17 protein-coding genes are annotated in these 17,662 nt (G+C 67.8%); 12 read left to right on the forward strand and 5 right to left on the reverse strand.

Features of this window, described 5'->3' with window-relative positions; translation table 11 throughout:
• Window positions 1-26: 26 nt before the first annotated feature.
• The gene (locus tag AC04MD_RS03500; protein ID WP_475495928.1) at window positions 27-2,102 is read right to left on the reverse strand and encodes a putative bifunctional diguanylate cyclase/phosphodiesterase; all 2,076 of its coding nucleotides are present in this window, start codon (window positions 2,100-2,102) and stop codon (window positions 27-29) included.
• A gap of 570 nt (window positions 2,103-2,672) precedes the next feature.
• Here AC04MD_RS03500 and AC04MD_RS03505 point away from each other — a divergent pair.
• On the forward strand, window positions 2,673-4,793 hold the full coding sequence (locus tag AC04MD_RS03505) for a M13 family metallopeptidase (RefSeq protein ID WP_475495929.1): 2,121 nt from the start codon (window positions 2,673-2,675) through the stop codon (window positions 4,791-4,793).
• Window positions 4,794-5,003: 210 nt separating this feature from the next.
• Window positions 5,004-5,594, forward strand: a complete 591-nt coding sequence (gene thpR, locus AC04MD_RS03510) for an RNA 2',3'-cyclic phosphodiesterase (protein ID WP_475495930.1) — start codon at window positions 5,004-5,006, stop codon at window positions 5,592-5,594.
• 9 nt (window positions 5,595-5,603) lie between these two features.
• On the opposite strand, the gene AC04MD_RS03515 is transcribed toward thpR, so the two are convergent.
• Window positions 5,604-6,689, reverse strand: a complete 1,086-nt coding sequence (locus AC04MD_RS03515; protein WP_475495931.1) for a tetratricopeptide repeat protein — start codon at window positions 6,687-6,689, stop codon at window positions 5,604-5,606.
• Window positions 6,690-6,775: 86 nt separating this feature from the next.
• Here AC04MD_RS03515 and trxC point away from each other — a divergent pair, with 86 nt between their 5' ends.
• The 5 genes from trxC to AC04MD_RS03540 all read left to right on the forward strand — a co-directional run bounded on the left by trxC (window position 6,776) and on the right by AC04MD_RS03540 (window position 10,936).
• Window positions 6,776-7,216 carry a thioredoxin TrxC gene (gene trxC, locus AC04MD_RS03520; RefSeq protein ID WP_475495932.1) on the forward strand — a complete coding sequence of 147 codons (441 nt, stop codon included), beginning with the start codon at window positions 6,776-6,778 and terminating at the stop codon, window positions 7,214-7,216.
• Between the two features lie 37 nt (window positions 7,217-7,253).
• Complete coding sequence (locus AC04MD_RS03525) at window positions 7,254-7,829, forward strand: GNAT family N-acetyltransferase (protein WP_475495933.1); 576 nt, start codon at window positions 7,254-7,256, stop codon at window positions 7,827-7,829.
• 35 nt (window positions 7,830-7,864) lie between these two features.
• Window positions 7,865-8,674: an SAM-dependent methyltransferase gene (locus AC04MD_RS03530; RefSeq protein WP_475495934.1), complete on the forward strand. Its 810-nt coding sequence runs from the start codon at window positions 7,865-7,867 to the stop codon at window positions 8,672-8,674.
• Between the two features lie 137 nt (window positions 8,675-8,811).
• Window positions 8,812-9,102 carry a hypothetical protein gene (locus AC04MD_RS03535; protein WP_475495935.1) on the forward strand — a complete coding sequence of 97 codons (291 nt, stop codon included), beginning with the start codon at window positions 8,812-8,814 and terminating at the stop codon, window positions 9,100-9,102.
• 46 nt (window positions 9,103-9,148) lie between these two features.
• Window positions 9,149-10,936: a sensor domain-containing diguanylate cyclase gene (locus AC04MD_RS03540; RefSeq protein ID WP_475495936.1), complete on the forward strand. Its 1,788-nt coding sequence runs from the start codon at window positions 9,149-9,151 to the stop codon at window positions 10,934-10,936.
• A 9-nt stretch (window positions 10,937-10,945) separates the two neighbouring features.
• Here AC04MD_RS03540 and AC04MD_RS03545 read toward each other — a convergent pair whose 3' ends face one another.
• Window positions 10,946-12,028 (reverse strand): diguanylate cyclase, encoded by a 1,083-nt coding sequence (locus tag AC04MD_RS03545; RefSeq protein WP_475495937.1) that lies wholly within the window; start codon window positions 12,026-12,028, stop codon window positions 10,946-10,948.
• Window positions 12,029-12,204: 176 nt separating this feature from the next.
• Between AC04MD_RS03545 and AC04MD_RS03550 the strand changes: the two genes are divergently transcribed.
• The 3 genes from AC04MD_RS03550 to AC04MD_RS03560 are packed head-to-tail and all read left to right on the forward strand — an operon-like array spanning window position 12,205 to window position 13,457.
• Window positions 12,205-12,867, forward strand: coding sequence for a DUF998 domain-containing protein (locus AC04MD_RS03550; RefSeq protein ID WP_475495938.1), 663 nt, complete (start codon window positions 12,205-12,207; stop codon window positions 12,865-12,867).
• Window positions 12,868-12,896: 29 nt separating this feature from the next.
• The gene (locus tag AC04MD_RS03555; RefSeq protein ID WP_475495939.1) at window positions 12,897-13,241 is read left to right on the forward strand and encodes a RidA family protein; all 345 of its coding nucleotides are present in this window, start codon (window positions 12,897-12,899) and stop codon (window positions 13,239-13,241) included.
• A gap of 3 nt (window positions 13,242-13,244) precedes the next feature.
• Window positions 13,245-13,457 carry a hypothetical protein gene (locus tag AC04MD_RS03560; RefSeq protein ID WP_475495940.1) on the forward strand — a complete coding sequence of 71 codons (213 nt, stop codon included), beginning with the start codon at window positions 13,245-13,247 and terminating at the stop codon, window positions 13,455-13,457.
• Between the two features lie 175 nt (window positions 13,458-13,632).
• Here the strand turns inward: AC04MD_RS03560 and AC04MD_RS03565 are convergent, their stop codons facing one another.
• Window positions 13,633-14,895 (reverse strand): TIGR03862 family flavoprotein, encoded by a 1,263-nt coding sequence (locus AC04MD_RS03565; protein ID WP_475495941.1) that lies wholly within the window; start codon window positions 14,893-14,895, stop codon window positions 13,633-13,635.
• A 97-nt stretch (window positions 14,896-14,992) separates the two neighbouring features.
• Here AC04MD_RS03565 and AC04MD_RS03570 point away from each other — a divergent pair, with 97 nt between their 5' ends.
• Window positions 14,993-16,591: a serine hydrolase gene (locus AC04MD_RS03570; protein WP_475495942.1), complete on the forward strand. Its 1,599-nt coding sequence runs from the start codon at window positions 14,993-14,995 to the stop codon at window positions 16,589-16,591.
• Between the two features lie 141 nt (window positions 16,592-16,732).
• On the opposite strand, the gene AC04MD_RS03575 is transcribed toward AC04MD_RS03570, so the two are convergent.
• Window positions 16,733-17,167, reverse strand: coding sequence for an FKBP-type peptidyl-prolyl cis-trans isomerase (locus AC04MD_RS03575; protein ID WP_475495943.1), 435 nt, complete (start codon window positions 17,165-17,167; stop codon window positions 16,733-16,735).
• Window positions 17,168-17,242: 75 nt separating this feature from the next.
• Here AC04MD_RS03575 and AC04MD_RS03580 point away from each other — a divergent pair, with 75 nt between their 5' ends.
• Complete coding sequence (locus AC04MD_RS03580) at window positions 17,243-17,605, forward strand: DUF6164 family protein (RefSeq protein ID WP_475495944.1); 363 nt, start codon at window positions 17,243-17,245, stop codon at window positions 17,603-17,605.
• Window positions 17,606-17,662: the final 57 nt, after the last annotated feature.

The raw sequence follows: 17,662 nt of genomic DNA on the forward strand, positions 1-17,662 counted from the left end.
GCGGCCGCCCTCGGGCCGCCTCATGTTCAGGCCAGTTGGCGGTCCGTCTGCGCGGCGAACAGCAGGTCGGCTTCGACCGGCTCGCCCATCAGGTAACCCTGGTACAGATCGCAGCCAAGGCGGCGCAGGTGATGGCGCTGGCCGGGGGTTTCCACGCCTTCGGCCACGACGCGCAGGTTGAGCGTCTTGCCCAGTGCGATGATGGACGCGACGATCGCGATGTCTTCCGCGTTCGATTCCAGCTCGCGGACGAAGGCCCGGTCGATCTTCAGCTCGGATGCGGGCAGCCGCTTCAGGTACAGCAGGCTCGAATAGCCGGTGCCGAAGTCGTCGATCGAGATCTTGACGCCCATCCGGGTCAGTTCGTCGAGGATGCCGAGACTGGCGTCGGCATCGCGCATCGCCGTGGTTTCGGTGATTTCCAGGGTCAGGCTCTCGGCCGGCACGTCGTGACGCTGCAGTGCCTCGGCCACGGTCGCGACCAGGCTGGGGGACGAGAACTGCAGGGGGGAAAGATTGATCGCCACGTTGGCGATTTCGTGACCCGCACCGCGCCACGCCCGCATCTGCCTGCAGGCCTCGTCCAGCACCCAGTCGCCGATGGCGAGGATCACTCCGCTGCGTTCCGCGGCGGGAATGAAGGCGCCCGGCGCGAGCATGCCCAGTTCCGGATGCTGCCAGCGCACGAGTGCTTCCGCGCCGACCATGCGGTAGTCGGGTGCCGCGAACTTCGGCTGGTAGTGCAGCACCAGCTCGTCGCGTTCCACCGCGCGGCGCAGTTCGCTGAGCAGCTTGAGCTGCTGGTGCGCGCTGATGTTCATCGATGGCGCGAAGAAGGTGTAGCCGTTACGGCCGTTGTCCTTGGTGTGGTACATCGCGGCGTCGGCATGCGCCATCAGCTCGCGTTCGCTGTCGCCGTCGGAGGGGTACAGCGCGATGCCGATGCTCGCCGTGACGTGCAAGTCGACGCCCTGCACCGGCAGCGCGGTCGCCGACACGGTGTCGATGATGCGCTGGGCGACTATCGCGGCCCCTTCGGGATCGGTGCTCGCGATGACCAGCACGAACTCGTCTCCACCCAGCCGCGACAGCGTGTCCTGGCTGCGCAGCAGGCCGCGCACGCGGGCCGCGACGTCCACCAGCAAGGCGTCGCCGGCCTGGTGTCCGTAGGCATCGTTGATGCCCTTGAATCCGTCCAGGTCGAGGAACATCACCGCGAACTGTTCCTGCTTGCGCCTGGCCTTCTCGACGGCCTGCTCGATACGGTCCTGCAGCAGGATGCGGTTGGGCAGACGGGTCAGCGGGTCGTGCAGCGCGGCTTGCACCAGCTCTTCGTTGGCGCGCGCCAGCGAATGCGCCAAGCGATGCGTACGCGCATGCATCTGCCGGTCCAGGACCGAGACGATCAGCGCGATGCCCATGATGGCCACGGTCGCCACGACGACCAGGATGGCAAGCCACTGGGTGGGCACGCCGCCGTCGCGGGCGGCGCCGCACCAGCTTTCCGCGGGGAATTCGGCCGCGGCCATGCCGGTGTAGTGCATGCCGACGATGGCGAAGCCCATCACGACGGCGGCGAGCATGCGCAGCAGGTGCTTGCGGCGACCGCCGCGACGCAGGTGGAAGGCGATCCACAGCGCCGCGCCCGACGCGGCGACCGCGATGGCGATGGACAGCGTGAACCAGCCCGGGTGGTAGTCGATGCCGGGCTGCATCTGCAGCGCGGCCATGCCGATGTAGTGCATCAGCGCGATGCCGGTGCCCATCAGCACCGCGCCCAGCAGCAGCCTCCGCAGCGGCAGCTCTTCGCGCGAGACCAGCCACAGGGCGAACGCCGATGCGCCGAAGGCGGCCAGCATCGAGCACAGGGTCAGGCCGATGTCGTAACCGAGCGGGATGGGCAGGTGGAAGGCCAGCATGCCGACGAAGTGCATCGACCAGATGCCCAGGCCCATCGCGAACGCGCCGCCCGCAAGCCACCAGCGCGCTGCCACGCCCTGTGTGGTCGCGACGCGGCAGGCCATGTCGAGGGCGGTATACGACGCGAGGATGGCGACCAGCAGGGAGAAGAGAACGAGGATCTCGTTGTACGTGCCGGTCATGGGGTGGGTCGTAACCCACGGGTGTGGGCGTATCGGTCATTACTATCGGCGCAGCACGGGAAGTCTTGAGGTGGCAGGTGGACGCGCCCGGTGTGTTGCGGCGCACGTCTCGCACCTGCCCGCATGCGGACGGGGCAGAGGTCCCTGCTGGAGGATGCAACGTTCGATCACTGCCATGCCGCACCAGCACGGGACGCTGGAGCGGCCCGCAGTGGTGCTCGATCTTGCCGGCCGGGGAAGTCCCGCTGCGAGGCGGGACTGGCATGCATGGCCATGGAACGGCAGCCCGCGTGGGTGTCGTGATGCGACACGCCTTCACGTTTTTCAGGGGGCTGCAGGTCCAGGTTGTCCGGCGCTGCGCAGGCAAGCCGAATGCGCCCCCGCTGGGTGCCTTCAGCGACGACGTTGCGCACGAAGCCCGGCCAATGCCGGGCTTCGTGTTTCCGGGAACTGGAACTGGCCGGTCGGCCTCGGTCGCAGCACCTTCGGCACAGTCCGCGCGCCGTCGTCCCGGGTATGCTCGCGGGTCCGCGCGCGATGCGCGTCACGTTCTGCTTCCGGAGAAGGCTGTTGAAGAAGACCCTGCTGTCCGCCGCCACCCTGCTGGCGCTCGCCGCTGCCGCCCCATTGGCGGCCCACGAAGACCACGGCTGCCTGGATGACGGCTGCACGCTGCAGTCGTTGTTCGCCGAGCCCGACAGCGCCGGCGCCGCCGCCGGCTCGACGATCGTCGCCAAGCGGTTCGGCATGTGGGGCCTCGACACCGAGGGCATGGACAAGCAGGCCAAGCCGGGCACCGACTTCTTCCGCTACGTCAGCGGCACCTGGGCCGATACCACGCAGATCCCGGCCGACCGTTCCAGCTACGGCGGCTTCGCCATCCTGCGTGACCTGTCCGAAGCGCGCCTGCGTGTGCTGGTGGAAGGCTATGCGCTGGGCGACCCGGCGACCGGCGGCGACGCCGCCAAGATCGCCGCCCTGTACCGCGGTTTCGTGGACGAGCAGACCGTCGATGCCCTCGGTGCGAAGCCGCTGCAGCCGGTGCTGGCCGGCATCCGCGCCGCCAAGGACAAGGACGCGCTGGCCCGGGTGATGGGGCAGCGTGGCGGCGTCTACGACAGCTTCTTCAACCTGAGCGTCAGCGACGATCAGAAGGATCCCGACCGCTACACGCTCTACCTGAGCCAGGGCGGCCTTGGCCTGGGCGATCGCGAGATGTACCTGCGCGACAACTTCAAGCCGCAGCGCGAGCGCTACGAGGCGTACATCGCGCAGATGCTGCAACTCGCGGGCTGGGACAGGCCGCAGGAGAATGCGAAGGCGATCCTCGCGCTGGAGACCCGCATCGCCGACGCGCACTGGACGCGCGCCGAGAGCCGCAACCGCGACAAGACCTACAACCCGCTGGCGATGGCGGAGTTCGCCGGCAAGGCGCCGGGATTCCCGTGGGCGGACTTCTTCAAGGCCGCGGGCGTCGACGGGGCAGGCCGTGCGGTGATCCGCCAGGACAGCGCCATCCCGAAGATCGCCGCGATCTTCGCTGACGCCGACGTCGCCACGCTGCAGGCCTGGCAGGCCTTCCATGCCATCGACAACGCCGCGCCGTTGCTGTCGAAGGATTTCTCGGTGGCGCAGTACGAGTTCCGCGACAAGTTCCTGTCCGGCCAGCCGCAGCAGCGCGAGCGCTGGAAGCGCGGCGTCGCGTTCGCCGAGTCGGCGATGGGCGAGGCGATCGGCCGCGACTACGTGGCGCTGTATTTCCCGCCGGAATCGAAGGCCAAGATGGATGCGCTGGTCGCCAACGTGAAGGCGGCAATGGGCGCGCGCCTGGACACGCTGGCGTGGATGAGCCCGGCCACCAAGGCTGAGGCGCACGCCAAGCTTGCCGGCTTCGGCCTGAAGATCGGCCACCCGGACAAGTACCGCGACTACGGCGCGCTGGTGGTGAAGAACGGCGACCTGTTCGGCAACGCGCAGCGCGCCGGCCAGTTCGAGTGGGACTACCGCCGCGCGCGCATCGGCCAGCCGGTCGACAAGGGCGAGTGGGGCATGACTCCGCAGACGGTGAACGCGTACTACAACTCGGTGAAGAACGAGATCGTGTTCCCGGCCGCCATCCTGCAGCCGCCGTTCTTCGATCCGGACGCCGATCCCGCGGTGAACTACGGCGGCATCGGTGGCGTGATCGGCCACGAGATCATCCACGGCTTCGACGACCAAGGCCGCAAGTCGGACGGCAAGGGCGTGCTGCGCGACTGGTGGACGGCCGACGACGCGGCCAAGTTCGAAGTGCAGGCGGCCAAGCTCGGCGCGCAGTACGAGGCGTACACGTTCGCGCCGCTGCCCGGCATGCACATCAACGGTCGCGTGGCGATGGGCGAGAACATCGGCGACCTCGGCGGCCTGACGATCGCGCTGGAGGCCTACCACCGCTCGCTGGGCGGCAAGCCGGCGCCGGTGATCGACGGCTTCACCGGCGACCAGCGCTTCTTCATGGGCTGGGGCCAGATCTGGCGCACGCTGTGGCGCGACGATGCACTGCGCCAGCAGCTCGTCAACGGCACCCATTCGCCGGGCCACATCCGCGCGTTCGCCCCGCTGCGCAACATCGATGCGTGGTACGACGCGTTCGGCATCAAGCCGGGCGATCCGCTGTACATCGCGCCGCAGGACCGCGTGCGGATCTGGTAGCCGCATCAGGACGCCGCCCCCGAGGCGGCGTCCACGTCGTAGCGTGCGCCATGCGCACGACACGCGCGGTGCCTGCCGCATCCGTGCATCGGGAGGGTTGAATGCGATCGTGCGCATGGCGCACGCTACGACGCGCCCTCGCTCGGCTTGCATCGCCAGGCGCGCGCGCCGATGATGCGGGGCATCGTCGTTTTTCCTGCGTTTCGTCTCATGCCCGCCACCCCCGCGTCCTCCTCGCAAGGCGACCTGTTCGGCGGCCCGCAACCGGGCCGGCTGCACCGTCTGTTCTTCGCGCTGGTGCCCTCCGCGGGCGAACGCGAGGGCCTGCGGCACCGGGCCGAGGACCTCAAGGCCGCCTTTCCGCAGGCGCGCTGGGTGCGCCCCGAGCGCTACCACCTGACCCTGCATTTCCTCGGCGAAAGCGACGGGCCTCGCGAGGACATGGTGCGCACGGCGCGAGAGGCGATGCAGGACTGGCAGCCGGAACCGGTCGGCATCACCCTCGACCACCTGCTGTGCCTGGGCAATCCGAAGAATCCGGCGCTGACCCTGGCCGCGCTGCATCCGTCGCCGGCGGTGGTCGCGTTCTGGCGCAGCCTGCAGCAGCGCCTGCTGCGGGCCGGCTTCAAGCAGCACGTCGGGCGCAGCTTCGTCCCGCACCTGACCCTGGCCTACGTGCCGCCGCGCACCGCGCCGGTGGACGTGCCGCCGGTGGTGCTGCATCCGCAGGGCGTGCACCTGCTGCAGAGCATCGAAGGCGAGGCCGACTACGACGTACTGGGCGAGTGGCCGCTGGGGTGAGTTTCCGCGTCAGTGGGCCAGGCGGCGCAGGGCGTTCAGTTTGGCGTGGTAGAGCTGGCGGTTGTCGCCCTCGCTGAGGCGCTCGGCCTTCGCCAGCGCCTTGCCCGCGCGCCGGTTGTCGCCCATCTGGAAGTAGACGCGCGCCAGGCCGAAGTGGAAGCGGTGTTCGTCCGGGAACAGCTTGATCGCCTGGCGGTAGTCGCGCACGGCCTGTTCGAAATCGCCTTCGCGTTCGTGGCGGACGCCCAGCAGGAAGTGGTGGAACGGATCCAGCGCCTGCACGCGCTGCAGGCGGGCCTGCAGCCGCGCGGCGGCCGCGGTGTTGCCGGTGCGCTGGTACTGCGCGGCCAGGTTGGACAGTGCGCCGGGATCCTGCGGATTGAGCTGCAGCGCGTGCACGTAGTGCTGCTCGGCCTGCGCGGGGTCGCCATGGCGCAGGTGCAGCACGCCGGTATTGCTCCACGTCACCGCATAGGTCGGGTCCAGCGTCTTCGCCACGCTGGCGTAGCGCAGGGCATCGTCCAGCCGGCCGGCTTCCAGCAGGTCGGCGGCGCGGTTGTTGTAATAGTGCACCAGCAGGCGCGCGTCGCTGATTTCGCGCGGCGGCTTGCGCGCGATCACCTGGTCCCACGCCACGTCGACGGTCAGCTGGCGGTGCTGGATGCGCACGCCGGCGTTGACGTGGTGGGTGCGATAGAGCGTGTCCTGTTCCTGGCGCCAGGCGAGGGTCTCGTCGATCTGCTGGCCGTAGGCCTGCAAGCCGGCCTCGCGCGCCAGGGCGACGGCCAGCAGGGTGAAGCTGAGGCAGTTCGCCTGGCGGGTGGCGTAGGCCTCGGCCACGGTGTGGTTGGCGTCGATGTCGTAGCTCATGCCCAGGTCGTCGGGCGAAAACAGGAACTCCACCATGCGCCGCAGCCGCTGTTCGGAACCGCGCGGGGTCGACAGCACCTTGGCGTGGAACTGCTGCCGCAGCGGTTCGGGCAGGGCCATCACCTCGGCCGGGGTAGGGGGCTGGGCGCTGGGAATGGGGAGCGCGACGGCGGCGGGCGCCAGGCCGGCCACGGCCAGGGCAGCGGCCATCAGGGTGGCGATCATGGGGCGGGCCTCCCGGGAAGACGGTGCCTGCAGTCTATGCGCTGTGGCGACGCAGCATGGACACAGGGCGGGGTTAGGATGTGCGCATGGACGCTTCCGCCCACCTGATCGCTTGTCCCCACTGCGCCGCGATGAATCGTGTGCCGGTGGAGCGGTTGGCGGAGGCGCCGCAGTGCGGGCGTTGCCGCGCGTCGCTGTTCACCGGCGTGCCGCTGGCGCTGGGCGAGGCGGACTTTGATCGGCATGCGCTGCGCAGCACGTTGCCGTTGCTGGTCGATTTCTGGGCGCCGTGGTGCGGCCCCTGCCTTCAGATGGCGCCGCATTTCGAGCGTGCGGCGGGCCTGCTGGAGCCGCAGATGCGCCTGGCCAAGGTGGACACCGACGCCAGCCCCAGCCTGGGCAACCGCTTCGGTATCCGCAGCATCCCGACGATGGTGCTGCTGCAGGGCGGCCGCGAGATTGCCCGGCAGAGCGGGGCGATGCAGGCGGAGGGGATTGTGCGGTGGGTGAGGGGGCAGCGGATTTGATTCGAACCCGCGATGATCATTGCCTGGCGTCCGTGTCATGAGCCTGCGGATATCGTGCGGCTCTGAATGCGTGGGGACGGCTATAGCTGCCTTACCCGTGGGCACGAGACGCCTGATACTTCATCCATTGCGGGAACGGGATGAAGCCGACTACTGCGCCTGGTTTTCCGATCCTCTTCTGATGGCACACATCGGGCCCGCTCTTGATCATTTCCAAGCGCAGCGAGCATTCCGAGCAAGCCTTGCCATGATGCGTGGTCCGGCGCCCTCAGCTTGGCTCTGGAGGGCTTCGACACGCGAGGCAGGCGATACCGTCGGACTTGTCGGTCTGGTGGTGAGGGAAGGCATGCCGGAGATCGGATCTGTCATTGTCCCTTCGCAACAGGGCAAGGGCTATGCGTATGAAGCACTGGGTCGTGTACGAGACGAAGGCTTCGCAAGGCTGGGCCTGTCTGCCCAGTACGGCTGCCAACTTCCATCGAACCATCGCTCCATCGGTTTGATGAACAAGCTGGGTTTCCAGCAGATGCCGGGGCGTCAGGATCGGATTCATTGGCATCTCTCCCGTGATCAATGGACAACGGGCCTTGGGCGTGGGGCGACTGAGCCCTGATACTGAGTATCTGGGGCTTACGGGAGATTCGTCGTATGAGTGGTCAAAAGGGGAGTCTTGCTTGTGTGGGTGTAGGTATGACGCTGGGGGCGCATCTCGCGCCCCGGGCGCGCAGCCATATCGAGCAGGCAGATGTCGTATTCGTCGCGGTGTCTGATCCGCTGGTCGAGTTGTGGATTCAAGGCATGGGTGCGGACGTGCGGAGCCTGCAGCCGTTCTATTCCGAAGGGAAGCCGCGAACGGATACCTATCGCGAGATGGTGGATGCGATGTTGATGGAAGTTCGCGCAGGCAAGCGCGTGTGCGGTGCGTTCTACGGCCACCCCGGCGTATTTGCCGTCGTCCCTCATCGCGCCATCGCGCTGGCACGCCTCGAAGGATTCGACGCCGTGATGGAAGCTGCGGTATCTGCAGAAGACTGCTTGTACGCAGATCTCGGGATCGATCCGGGGTCGGTTGGTTGCCAGCACTATGAGGCGAGTCAGTTCATGTTCTACCGGCGACGGATCGATCCGTCTGCCTACTTGGTACTTTGGCAAATCGGTGTGGCTGGCGATCCATCGCTTGCGCGGTTCTCCACAGGTGCGGCGTATAGGACGCTGCTGCTGGAACTGCTGGCGCAGCACTATCCGGAGGATCACGAGGTCATTGCCTACGAGGCATCGACCGTGCCGATTGCGCCTCATCGCGCCGATCGCATGCCGCTTCGAAGCCTGCCCCAAGCTGTTCTGAGTCTGGCAACGACACTGGTGATCCCTCCCGCGGTCACCCTGCAACGGGACGACGCCATGGTTGCCAGGCTTTTGGCCCTTTCTGGTCCGGCGCAGGGTAGTGATTTGACGTGAAACCGGCTATCTTCCGATCGGGGGCGGGATGGGGTGAAGGCCCTGTCCCGCGAGCGGTCGATTCTGGATCACCGGCAGCGGTAAGTTGAGCTGGCCCGACGGATGGCCGCATTTTTGTAGTGCTTTAGGGGGAAACTATGTCGGACCGTATGGTGAAGTGTCTTGAAGGACTGGGAAGCGATGCGTCGGCATCGTTCCTGACTCGCGAACAGTACGCGGCGGTGGTAGGTGCGATGGAGCTTCCGGAAGCCGAGCAGTCAGCTCTGCTTGGTCGCGATGTCCAACGCATCAACGATCTCCTGGGTGGCCGGCCGCAGATGGTCTGCGCCATCTTCGCGCCCGAGGAGAGCCCGCTCAAGGAAGGGGAGGATGGGGATGGACGGAAAGATGGCGAAGAGCAGCCCGATGAGGATGCGCCGCTCAACTGAGTTGCGCAGAACTGGATCTAGCAGGGCCGTCATCCGAGCATGGGTGATGGCTCTGCTTGCGTTTGTTCTGTTGTCCAGTCCCGCCGCGTTTGCCGCGGGACCCGAACGAGTAGGCGAATTGCTGGAGAAGGCCGAACAGCTGCGGAGTTCCGATGCGCTGGCCTTCAGGCGACTCCTGAACGAGGCTAACGAATCGCGCGCAGACGCCAGCGAGGCACAGCGCGAGCAGATGGACTACTTGAACGCCTACGCTCTGAACACGTCGGGTCGCTTCTCCGACGCCATCGCAGCTACCAAAATACTGCTTGCCACCACGACGAATAAAAACCTGCGCGTGCGTGCAAGCGCGCTGCTGGTGAACAGTTATGGCGCTACCCGGCAGTTTGCAGAGGGGCTCAGACAGCTCGAGCGCACGTTGGAGTGGCTGCCGGAGAGCGATGATCCCCGCATGCATGTACATGCGATGGTCTCGGCAAGCATTCTTTACAACCTGATCGGGCAATACGAGCACGGTCTCGATTACGCTACGAAGTTGCAGCAGCAAACCCTGAACGAGCGCGAGCAGTGTTTCGCACGGTACACCGAAGCGGAAGCGCGGTTCTTCATGGGCAAGGCCTCCGATAGTGCGGACATCGCCTCGGTGATCGAGTTCTGCGCGTCGATCCGCGAGGTGATTCTTTCCAACTTGGGGCGCCAACTGCTGGCGCGTCAATTGGCGGACAATGGTCAGCGCGGCAAGGCCATCGCGCTGCTGCAGACGCATCTGCGGGAGGTCGAAGCGACGCGCTATCCCCGCCTGATCGGTGAAGTCCATGCGCTTCTCGCACAGTATTTGCTCGAGGACGAGGACTTCGGTGGTGCCGAACAGCACGCGAAGGCGGCCGTTGCGTACGCGAGCGATATTGCGTATTCGCAGCCCCTCGTCATGGCGTATCACACGCTTTACGATGTCGCTCAGCGCAAAGGCGACGCGCAGGTAGCTCTCAACTATTTCAGGAAGTACGCCGAAGCCGACAAGGCGTATCTCAACGAAGTGAAGGCTCGCGAACTGGCGTACCAGATCGTCCGTCAGGAGACCCTTCAGAAGTCCCAGCAGATCAGCGTACTCGACCAGGAAAACCAGGTCTTGCAACTGCAGCGCGAAGTCGACAAGGCCGCAGCGCAGAACACCCGCCTGATCGTCATCCTGCTGATCCTGCTGATCGCCTCCATCGGCTACTGGGCCTTCAAGATCAAGCGCGTGCAGCTGTCGCTGAAGAAGATGGCCGAGACCGATGCCCTGACCGGCATCTGCAACCGCCACCACTTCACCATCCGCGCCGAGCGCGCGCTGGCCGAGTGTGCCCGCAACGGCGAACAGGCCTCGCTGATCATGTTCGACCTGGACCATTTCAAGAACATCAACGACCGCTTCGGCCACGGCACCGGCGACTGGGCGCTGAAGGAAGTGGCCGAGGCCAGCAGGGGTTTCTGCCGCCGCATCGACGTGCTGGGCCGCCTCGGCGGCGAAGAGTTCGCCATCCTGATGTACGGCTGCGACCTGCGCGCCGCCTCCCGCGTGGCCGAAGACTGCCGCGTGCGCCTGGCCCAGATCGAAACCCGCGAGACCGGCCACGTCTTCGCCATCACCGGCAGCTTCGGCGTGACCTCCAGCCAGCAGTCCGGCTACAGCCTGGCCAAACTGCTGTCGCACGCCGACAAGCAGCTGTACCGCGCCAAGCACAACGGCCGCAACCGCGTCTGCGTCTACGACGGCGAGCAGGAAAACATCCGTGCGGCCAGCAACGTGCTGGAAATGCCGCACCGCGACCGCGCCGAACACCTCGGCGCCTGAGGTGATCGATCAGGGCGTATCGACGATCGCCCGCAGGCCGTCGTCGATCGCCAACTGGTTGCGGCCCCGGCTCTTGGCCTGGTACAGCGCCCGGTCGGCCGCCTCCAGCCATGCCCGCAGTCCGGCCCCTCCGGTCGTCCTCGCCAGGCCCAGGCTGACGGTAGGCCGGAGCCCCGGCGCACTCTGCACCTGCAAAGCCTGCACGCCCTCGCGGATCCGCTGCGCCACGATCCCCGCCGCCTCCACGTCGGTGCCGCGCAGCAGCACCGCGAACTCGTCGCCGCCCAGCCGGCCCGCCGCGTCGTGGCCGCGGATGCTGTGGCGGATCACCTCCGCCGTCGCCCGCAGCACGTCGTCGCCGGCCGCATGGCCGTGGCGGTCGTTGATCGCCTTGAAGTGGTCGATGTCGATCATCAGCAGCGTGGCGGGCTCGCCGGTCGCCGCACACTGGTCCAGCAGCAGCGCCGCCTGTTCCTGCCAGTAACGGCGGCTGTCCAGCGCCGTCAGCGTGTCGCGCCGGCTCAGCTCGTCCAGCTTCCGGTTCTGCCGCTTCACCTTGCGGACCAGGCGGTAGCTGGCCTGGCTGACCGCGATCGAATGGATCATCAGCATCGGCAGGCACGCGACCATCACCGCCATGCTGGTGATCGGCTGCATCTCGAAGCCGGTGGCCGTGCCCATCGCCAAGGCACCCGCCGCCATCAACGGCAGCGACCAGTACCAGAGCCGGTCGATGCCGGTGCTGATCTTGTCCACCGTGGTGAGCGTGACCAGCAGTACGCTGGGCAGCAGGTTGAAGGCCATCAGCGGCACCCACATTCCCGCGAGGATCGAATCGACCAGCAGGTTGCGGATCTCGCCGCGGAATGGTTCCCGATGGCGCAGCGCGAACCACAGCGCGAGCTGCGGCCACAGCACCGTGGTGAACAGCAGGAACAGCCAACGCCCGGGGCCGGCCTGGTTCTCGAGCAGCACCATGCCGGTCGGCAACGCCGCCAACCCCATGCCGAGCGTGCGCAGGCGATGGATCCGCCGCGGCAGGCGCTGGGCATGACGTGTCGGATCGGTACCGGGCGATGCATTGAACGGCATTGGCGCTGGAGTTCCCTCGCTCGTGGCAGCCATCCCCGGGGCAGCGGGGGCAGGCGGAGTGTAGGTCAAAGCGTGATGGCGGGCACGCTGCGGAGTCATGCCCATCAGAGCGGCCGCGGGCGCGCATTCTTGAGCGACTGGACGATAATCCCGCGTCTTCCCCGCGTGATCCGACGATGCACGAGCCCCGATCCGCCCTCGCGCGGCCGTCCCCCTTCGCGCCGCGCCGCCTGGCCGGGTTGGCGGCGATGGCCGGCGCCGTGGGCTTTCTCCTGGTAGCGGGATCGCTGCAACTGGCGCGCAGCGACCTCGAATGGCAACAGGCCACGCTGAGCCAGTACCTGCTCGGGCCATGGGGGCTGCTGTTGCGTACGACGTACTGCGTGCTGGCCGCGACCATCGTGATGCTGGCGGTCGGCCTGTACGCGCAACTGTCGGCGAACGCGCGCAGCGCAGCGCCGCTGCTGCTGTTCTGCATCGGCGCCGTCGCGCTGGCGGGCGTGGCGATCGGCGATTCGTGGTTGCCACAGGCCGCGCCGGAGTTCCATCACTGGTTCCATCACACCTGCGCGATCACCGCCTTCCTGTGCGTCACCACCGGCATGCTGCTGCAGGCGTGGCGCTTCCGCCTGGACGAGGCCTGGCGCCGCCACTTTCCGCTGGCGGCGGCGTGGTCGTCGGTCTGTTATGCCCTGCTGTGGGTGCACGCCCTGTGGCCGCCTGCAGGCCAGGGCTGGGTACAGAAGCTGCTGATCGCGCTGATCGTCATCGCCATGTGGCTCGGCGGCAGGTGGCTGTGGCGCGCCGCGTCCGGTGCGATGGGCGCGCTGCAGCGCTAAGCTGCCGGTCCGACAACGGAGGAAACCCCATGATCCAGCGGTTCGACGTAGGTCCGCGGCTGTCCGAGATGGCCGTCCACAACGGCGTGGTGTACCTGGCAGGGCAGATCGCCGAAGACGCCACTCAGAGCATCGCCGGCCAGACCCGGCAGGTGCTGGGCGAGATCGACGCATTGCTGGCGCGCGCGGGCACCGACAAGTCGAAGATCCTGCGCGCCGAGATCTTCATCAAGGACCTGCAGGACTTCGAGGCGATGAACCGCGTGTGGGATGCGTGGGTGCCGGAAGGCAATGCGCCGCCGCGCGCGACCGTGCAGGCGAACCTCGCACGGCCGGCATGGCTGATCGAGATCGTGGTGACCGCCGCGGTCTGAACCATGGCCACGCGCAAGCCCGGTCCCTGGCAACGCCCCGCGCCGAAGCGTCGCGGTGGCGCCCTGAAGCTGACGCCGGCGCAGGTGGAGGAAGCGCGTGCCCGCGCGGCGGCGGCGGGCCGCCGCTATCCCAACCTGGTCGACACCATGTACGTGGCAGCGAAAGCGCGACGCGAAGGTGCCGCGGAAAAACCGGCGGGCGACGAAGCAGAATGACGGTGCATGCGGCGTGAGGACAAGCATGCACATCCGGCCGTAAATGCGTGTAACAAAACTGCTTTCAAACGCTAACCGGGCCTCAACAATCCGTCGCGTATCGTGCGCCCACGTTCCGCAGCCGCTGCGGCACGCACTTCCCGGGGTGCGCGCCGCAGCCCCTGCGGACGACCACTCAGGCGCTGCGGTTTGCCAGCCAGTCGATCACGCCGTGCGCGGCGTGCCGGCCGCTGGCGAAGCAGGCCGTCAGCAGGTAGCCGCCGGTAGGTGCTTCCCAGTCGAGCATTTCGCCGGCGGCGAACACGCCGGGCAGGGCGCGCAGCATCAGGCGTGCGTCCATCGCGTCCAGCGGAACACCGCCCGCACTGCTGATCGCCTCGGCGATCGGGCGCGTACGCTGCAGGCGGAACGGGAAACGCTTCAGCGTGCGGGCGATGCGCGCGGGGTCCGTGAGTGCCGTCTTGTCCAGGACTTCGTACAGCAGCGCGGCACGCACGCCGGCGACGCCGGCCTCGCGACGCAGGTGTTCGCCCAGGCTGCGCGAGCCGCGCGGCTTGGCGAGGCGACGGGCGAGGTCCGGTTCCTCGCGACCGGGCAGAAGGTCCAGCACCAGCGTGGCGTGGCCCTCGCGCGCGATCGCATCGCGCAGCATCGGCGATAGCGCGTAGACCAGGCTGCCCTCGATGCCGGTGGCGGTGACGACGCATTCGCCCTGGCGCTGCTGCGCCATACCGTCGGCGTCGTGCCAGTGCGCGACCACCGGCTTGAGTGGCTCGCCGGCGAAACGCGTGGCCAGGTGCTCGCTCCACTCGATGTCGAAGCCGCAGTTCGACGGTTGCAGCGGTGCGACGCGGACGCCCCTGGCCTCGAGCGCGTCCACCCAGGCGCCGTCGGACCCGAGCTCGGGCCAGCTGCCGCCGCCCGTCGCCAGCACCGTGGCATCGGCCTGCACGGCGATCTCGCCGTCGAGTGTCGCGAAGCGCAGCGCGCCGTCATCGTTCCAGCCGAGCCAGCGATGCTGTACATGGAAGCGCACGCCCTGTTCGCGCAGACGCCGCACCCAGCCGCGCAGCAGCGGCGCCGCTTTCAGGTCGGACGGGAACACGCGGCCCGAGGTACCGACGAAGGTCTCCACGCCGAGGCCGCGTGCCCAGTCGCGCAGGGCGTCGGCGTCGAAGTCGCGCAGCCACGTGGCGATCTCGTCCCGGCGTTCGTGGTAGCGGGTGACGAAGACATCGAAGGGGTCGGAATGGGTGAGGTTCATGCCGCCCTTGCCGGCGATCAGGAACTTGCGTCCCACCGAGCCCTTGGCGTCGTACAGGTCGACCTGCAGGCCGGCGGCGCGCAGGGTTTCGGCCGCCATCAGCCCGGCGGGGCCGCCGCCGACGACGGCGACGGTGGGCGTGGACACGGGATTTTCAGGGTGTTGCGCAGGCATCCGCATAGTATGCCGTGACCGCCCGCCGCTTCCGGCATGCGCGGTGCGCGGATGCCATGCGGTATCGTCGCGCGGACCTCCAAACACGGGACACACGATGCGTTCGAACCTGCCGGCGACCACGGGTCGCGCCCTCGGGCTGCTCTGCCTGCTCGCCTCCACGGCCGCCGCGAAGGAGGCCGGCACGCCGCCCGCACTGCAGGACATCGACGCCTATGTCGAATCCGTCCGCGAGGCCTTCGACGTACCCGGCATCGCGGTGGCCGTGGTCAAGGACGGTGAAGTGGTGCTGGCCAGGGGCTGGGGCGAGCGCGAGATGGGCAAGGCCGCGCGGGTCGATGCGCACACGATGTTCGCCATCGCGTCCAACACCAAGGCGTTCACCGCCGCGTCGCTGTCGATGCTGGCCGACGAGGGCAAGCTGACGCTGGAGGACCGGGTGATCGACCACCTGCCGTGGTTCCGCATGGCCGACCCCTACGTCACCCGCGAGATGCGCATCCGCGACCTGCTGGTCCACCGCAGCGGCCTGGGCCTGGGTGCGGGCGACCTGCTGTACTGGCCCACCACCACCTACAGCAACCGGGAGGTCGCCGAGCGGCTGCGCGACGTGCCGCTGAGCGGCGGCTTCCGCGAGCGCTATGCGTACGACAACATCCTCTATGGCGTGGCGCAGCTGGTGATCGAACAGGCCAGCGGACAGCCGTACGAGCAGTTCCTGCGCACGCGCTTCTTCCAGCCGCTGGGCATGCGCGAGACGCGCTACAACAGCGATACGTTGACGGCGGGCGACAATGTCGCCACCGGGCATGCCAAGGCGGACTTCACCACGCTGCAGCCGGTGCCGCGGATGACCTGGCGCAACGTCGCCGGTGCGGGCGGCATCTACTCCAGCGTCACCGACATGGCGAAGTGGGTGAACGCGCAGCTCGCCGGCGGCACCTACCGCGACGCGAAGGGGCGCGAGCAGGCGCTGTTCACGCCGGCGCGCCAGAAGGCGATGTGGTCGCTGGTCACGCCCATCCCGATCGCCGAGCCGAAGATCGAGGCGCTGAAGGCGGCGAAGCCGAACTTCCTCGGCTATGGCGAAGGCTGGATGGTGTCCGACTTCCAGGGTCGCAAGCTCGTGTGGCATACCGGCGGCTGGCCGGGCATGGTCTCGCGGGTGACGCTGGTGCCGGAGCAGAAGCTGGGCATCGTGGTGCTGACCAACCAGGAAGTCGGCGCCGCGTTCAACGCGATTACGCTCAAGGTGCTGGACGCGTACCTGGCCAACAGCGGCACAGACTGGCTGGCGGCCTACCGGGCGCAGGTGGACCAGGCGAAGGGCAATGCCGACGAACACTGGCAGACGCTGCAGGCCGCGCGCGACGCCGCGGCGAAGCCCTCGCTGCCGCTGGCGAAGTACGCCGGCACCTTGCGCGATCCCTGGTACGGCGACGTGGTCGTGACGCAGGAGGGCGACGGCCTGGTGCTGCGTTTCAGCCGCACGCCGGAACTGGTGGGCGACCTGCAGCCGTGGCAGCACGACACCTTCGTGGTGCGCTGGCGCGAGCGCTGGCTCAACGCCGATGCTTTCCTGACCTATTCGCTGAAGTCGGACGGCGGCATCCGGGAAGCGCGCATGGAGGCGATCTCGCCGCTGACCGACTTCAGCTTCGACTTCCACGACCTGCGGCTGGCGCCGGTGGAGTAGCGAAGCGCGTTTGTAGGAGCGACGTCAGTCGCGACCGCGAAAAAGAAGAGCCGGTAAACCTCGCACATCTCTCAGGGATTTGGTCCACGGTGATCATGCCGTGCGGTCGCGACTTACGTCGCTCCTACAGACAGCAAGGCCTCAGTCATGCGGCTTGACGTCGATCAGTTCGACGTCGAACACCAGCGAGGCGTTCGGTGGGATGACGCCGCCAGCGCCGTCGCTGCCATAGCCGAGGTTGGCGGGGATCTTCAGCGTGCGCTTGCCGCCGACCTTCATGCCGGCCACGCCCTCGTCCCAGCCGCGGATCACCTGGCCGGCACCGAGCAGGAAGGTGAAGGGCGTGCCGCGGTCGACCGAGCTGTCGAACTTCATGCCGCGTTGCTGCGGTGCGGTCTCGTCGTACAGCCAGCCGGTGTAGTGCACGCTGACATCGCTGCCGCTGGTCGCCACGGCGCCCGTGCCGGCGAGCGTGTCGATGCGCTCGAGTTCGGCGACGCTGCCACCCGACGGCGGGCCGGCGGGCGCGCAGGCGGCGAACAGGGTCAGCGACAGGGCGAGCAGCAGGATACGCATCGGGATCATCATCCGGTGGAGCGAGGGGCGTGCAGGGTAACCGATCCCGCGCGGCGCGCCGGGTACACTGCAGGCATGGCGAAACTTTTCCTGAACCTGCGCAACGTGCCCGGCGACGAAGCCGACGAGGTGCGCGACCTGCTGCGCGCGAACGCGATCGAGTTCTACGAAACCCAGCCCAGCCCGTGGGGCATCTCCGCAGGTGGCCTGTGGATCGAAGACGCGGACCAGCTGGCGCGCGCGAAGGCGCTGATGGCGGACTACCAGGCGCGGCGTCGCGACCAGGCCCGCATGCAACAGGCCGCGGATGAGCGCGAAGGACGTGCCGAGACGTTCATGGGACAGCTTCAGGCGCGGCCGGGCTACGTCATCGGCATGCTGGCGGCGATGATCGCGATCATCGCGCTGACGCTGGCCTTGCCCTGGCTGCTGCTCTGACGTTCAGCCCGCATCTGCGTGCGGGCGGCAGAGGAAGGCGTTGGCGACATGGCGTCC

It is taken from the genome of Pseudoxanthomonas sp. LjRoot206, assembly GCF_056175725.1.

Excerpts from the sequence above, each read along its gene's own strand:
- AC04MD_RS03530 (WP_475495934.1), top strand. The coding sequence starts at position 7,865 with ATGAGTGGTCAAAAGGGGAGTCTTGCTTGTGTGGGTGTAGGTATGACG.
- AC04MD_RS03540 (WP_475495936.1), top strand. The coding sequence starts at position 9,149 with ATGGCTCTGCTTGCGTTTGTTCTGTTGTCCAGTCCCGCCGCGTTTGCC.
- AC04MD_RS03560 (WP_475495940.1), top strand. The coding sequence starts at position 13,245 with ATGGCCACGCGCAAGCCCGGTCCCTGGCAACGCCCCGCGCCGAAGCGT.
- AC04MD_RS03570 (WP_475495942.1), top strand. The coding sequence starts at position 14,993 with ATGCGTTCGAACCTGCCGGCGACCACGGGTCGCGCCCTCGGGCTGCTC.
- trxC (WP_475495932.1), top strand. The coding sequence starts at position 6,776 with ATGGACGCTTCCGCCCACCTGATCGCTTGTCCCCACTGCGCCGCGATG.
- AC04MD_RS03555 (WP_475495939.1), top strand. The coding sequence starts at position 12,897 with ATGATCCAGCGGTTCGACGTAGGTCCGCGGCTGTCCGAGATGGCCGTC.
- AC04MD_RS03535 (WP_475495935.1), top strand. The coding sequence starts at position 8,812 with ATGTCGGACCGTATGGTGAAGTGTCTTGAAGGACTGGGAAGCGATGCG.
- AC04MD_RS03545 (WP_475495937.1), bottom strand. The coding sequence starts at position 12,028 with ATGCCGTTCAATGCATCGCCCGGTACCGATCCGACACGTCATGCCCAG.
- AC04MD_RS03580 (WP_475495944.1), top strand. The coding sequence starts at position 17,243 with ATGGCGAAACTTTTCCTGAACCTGCGCAACGTGCCCGGCGACGAAGCC.
- thpR (WP_475495930.1), top strand. The coding sequence starts at position 5,004 with ATGCCCGCCACCCCCGCGTCCTCCTCGCAAGGCGACCTGTTCGGCGGC.
- AC04MD_RS03565 (WP_475495941.1), bottom strand. The coding sequence starts at position 14,895 with ATGCCTGCGCAACACCCTGAAAATCCCGTGTCCACGCCCACCGTCGCC.
- AC04MD_RS03575 (WP_475495943.1), bottom strand. The coding sequence starts at position 17,167 with ATGCGTATCCTGCTGCTCGCCCTGTCGCTGACCCTGTTCGCCGCCTGC.
- AC04MD_RS03525 (WP_475495933.1), top strand. The coding sequence starts at position 7,254 with ATGAGCCTGCGGATATCGTGCGGCTCTGAATGCGTGGGGACGGCTATA.
- AC04MD_RS03515 (WP_475495931.1), bottom strand. The coding sequence starts at position 6,689 with ATGATCGCCACCCTGATGGCCGCTGCCCTGGCCGTGGCCGGCCTGGCG.
- AC04MD_RS03500 (WP_475495928.1), bottom strand. The coding sequence starts at position 2,102 with ATGACCGGCACGTACAACGAGATCCTCGTTCTCTTCTCCCTGCTGGTC.
- AC04MD_RS03550 (WP_475495938.1), top strand. The coding sequence starts at position 12,205 with ATGCACGAGCCCCGATCCGCCCTCGCGCGGCCGTCCCCCTTCGCGCCG.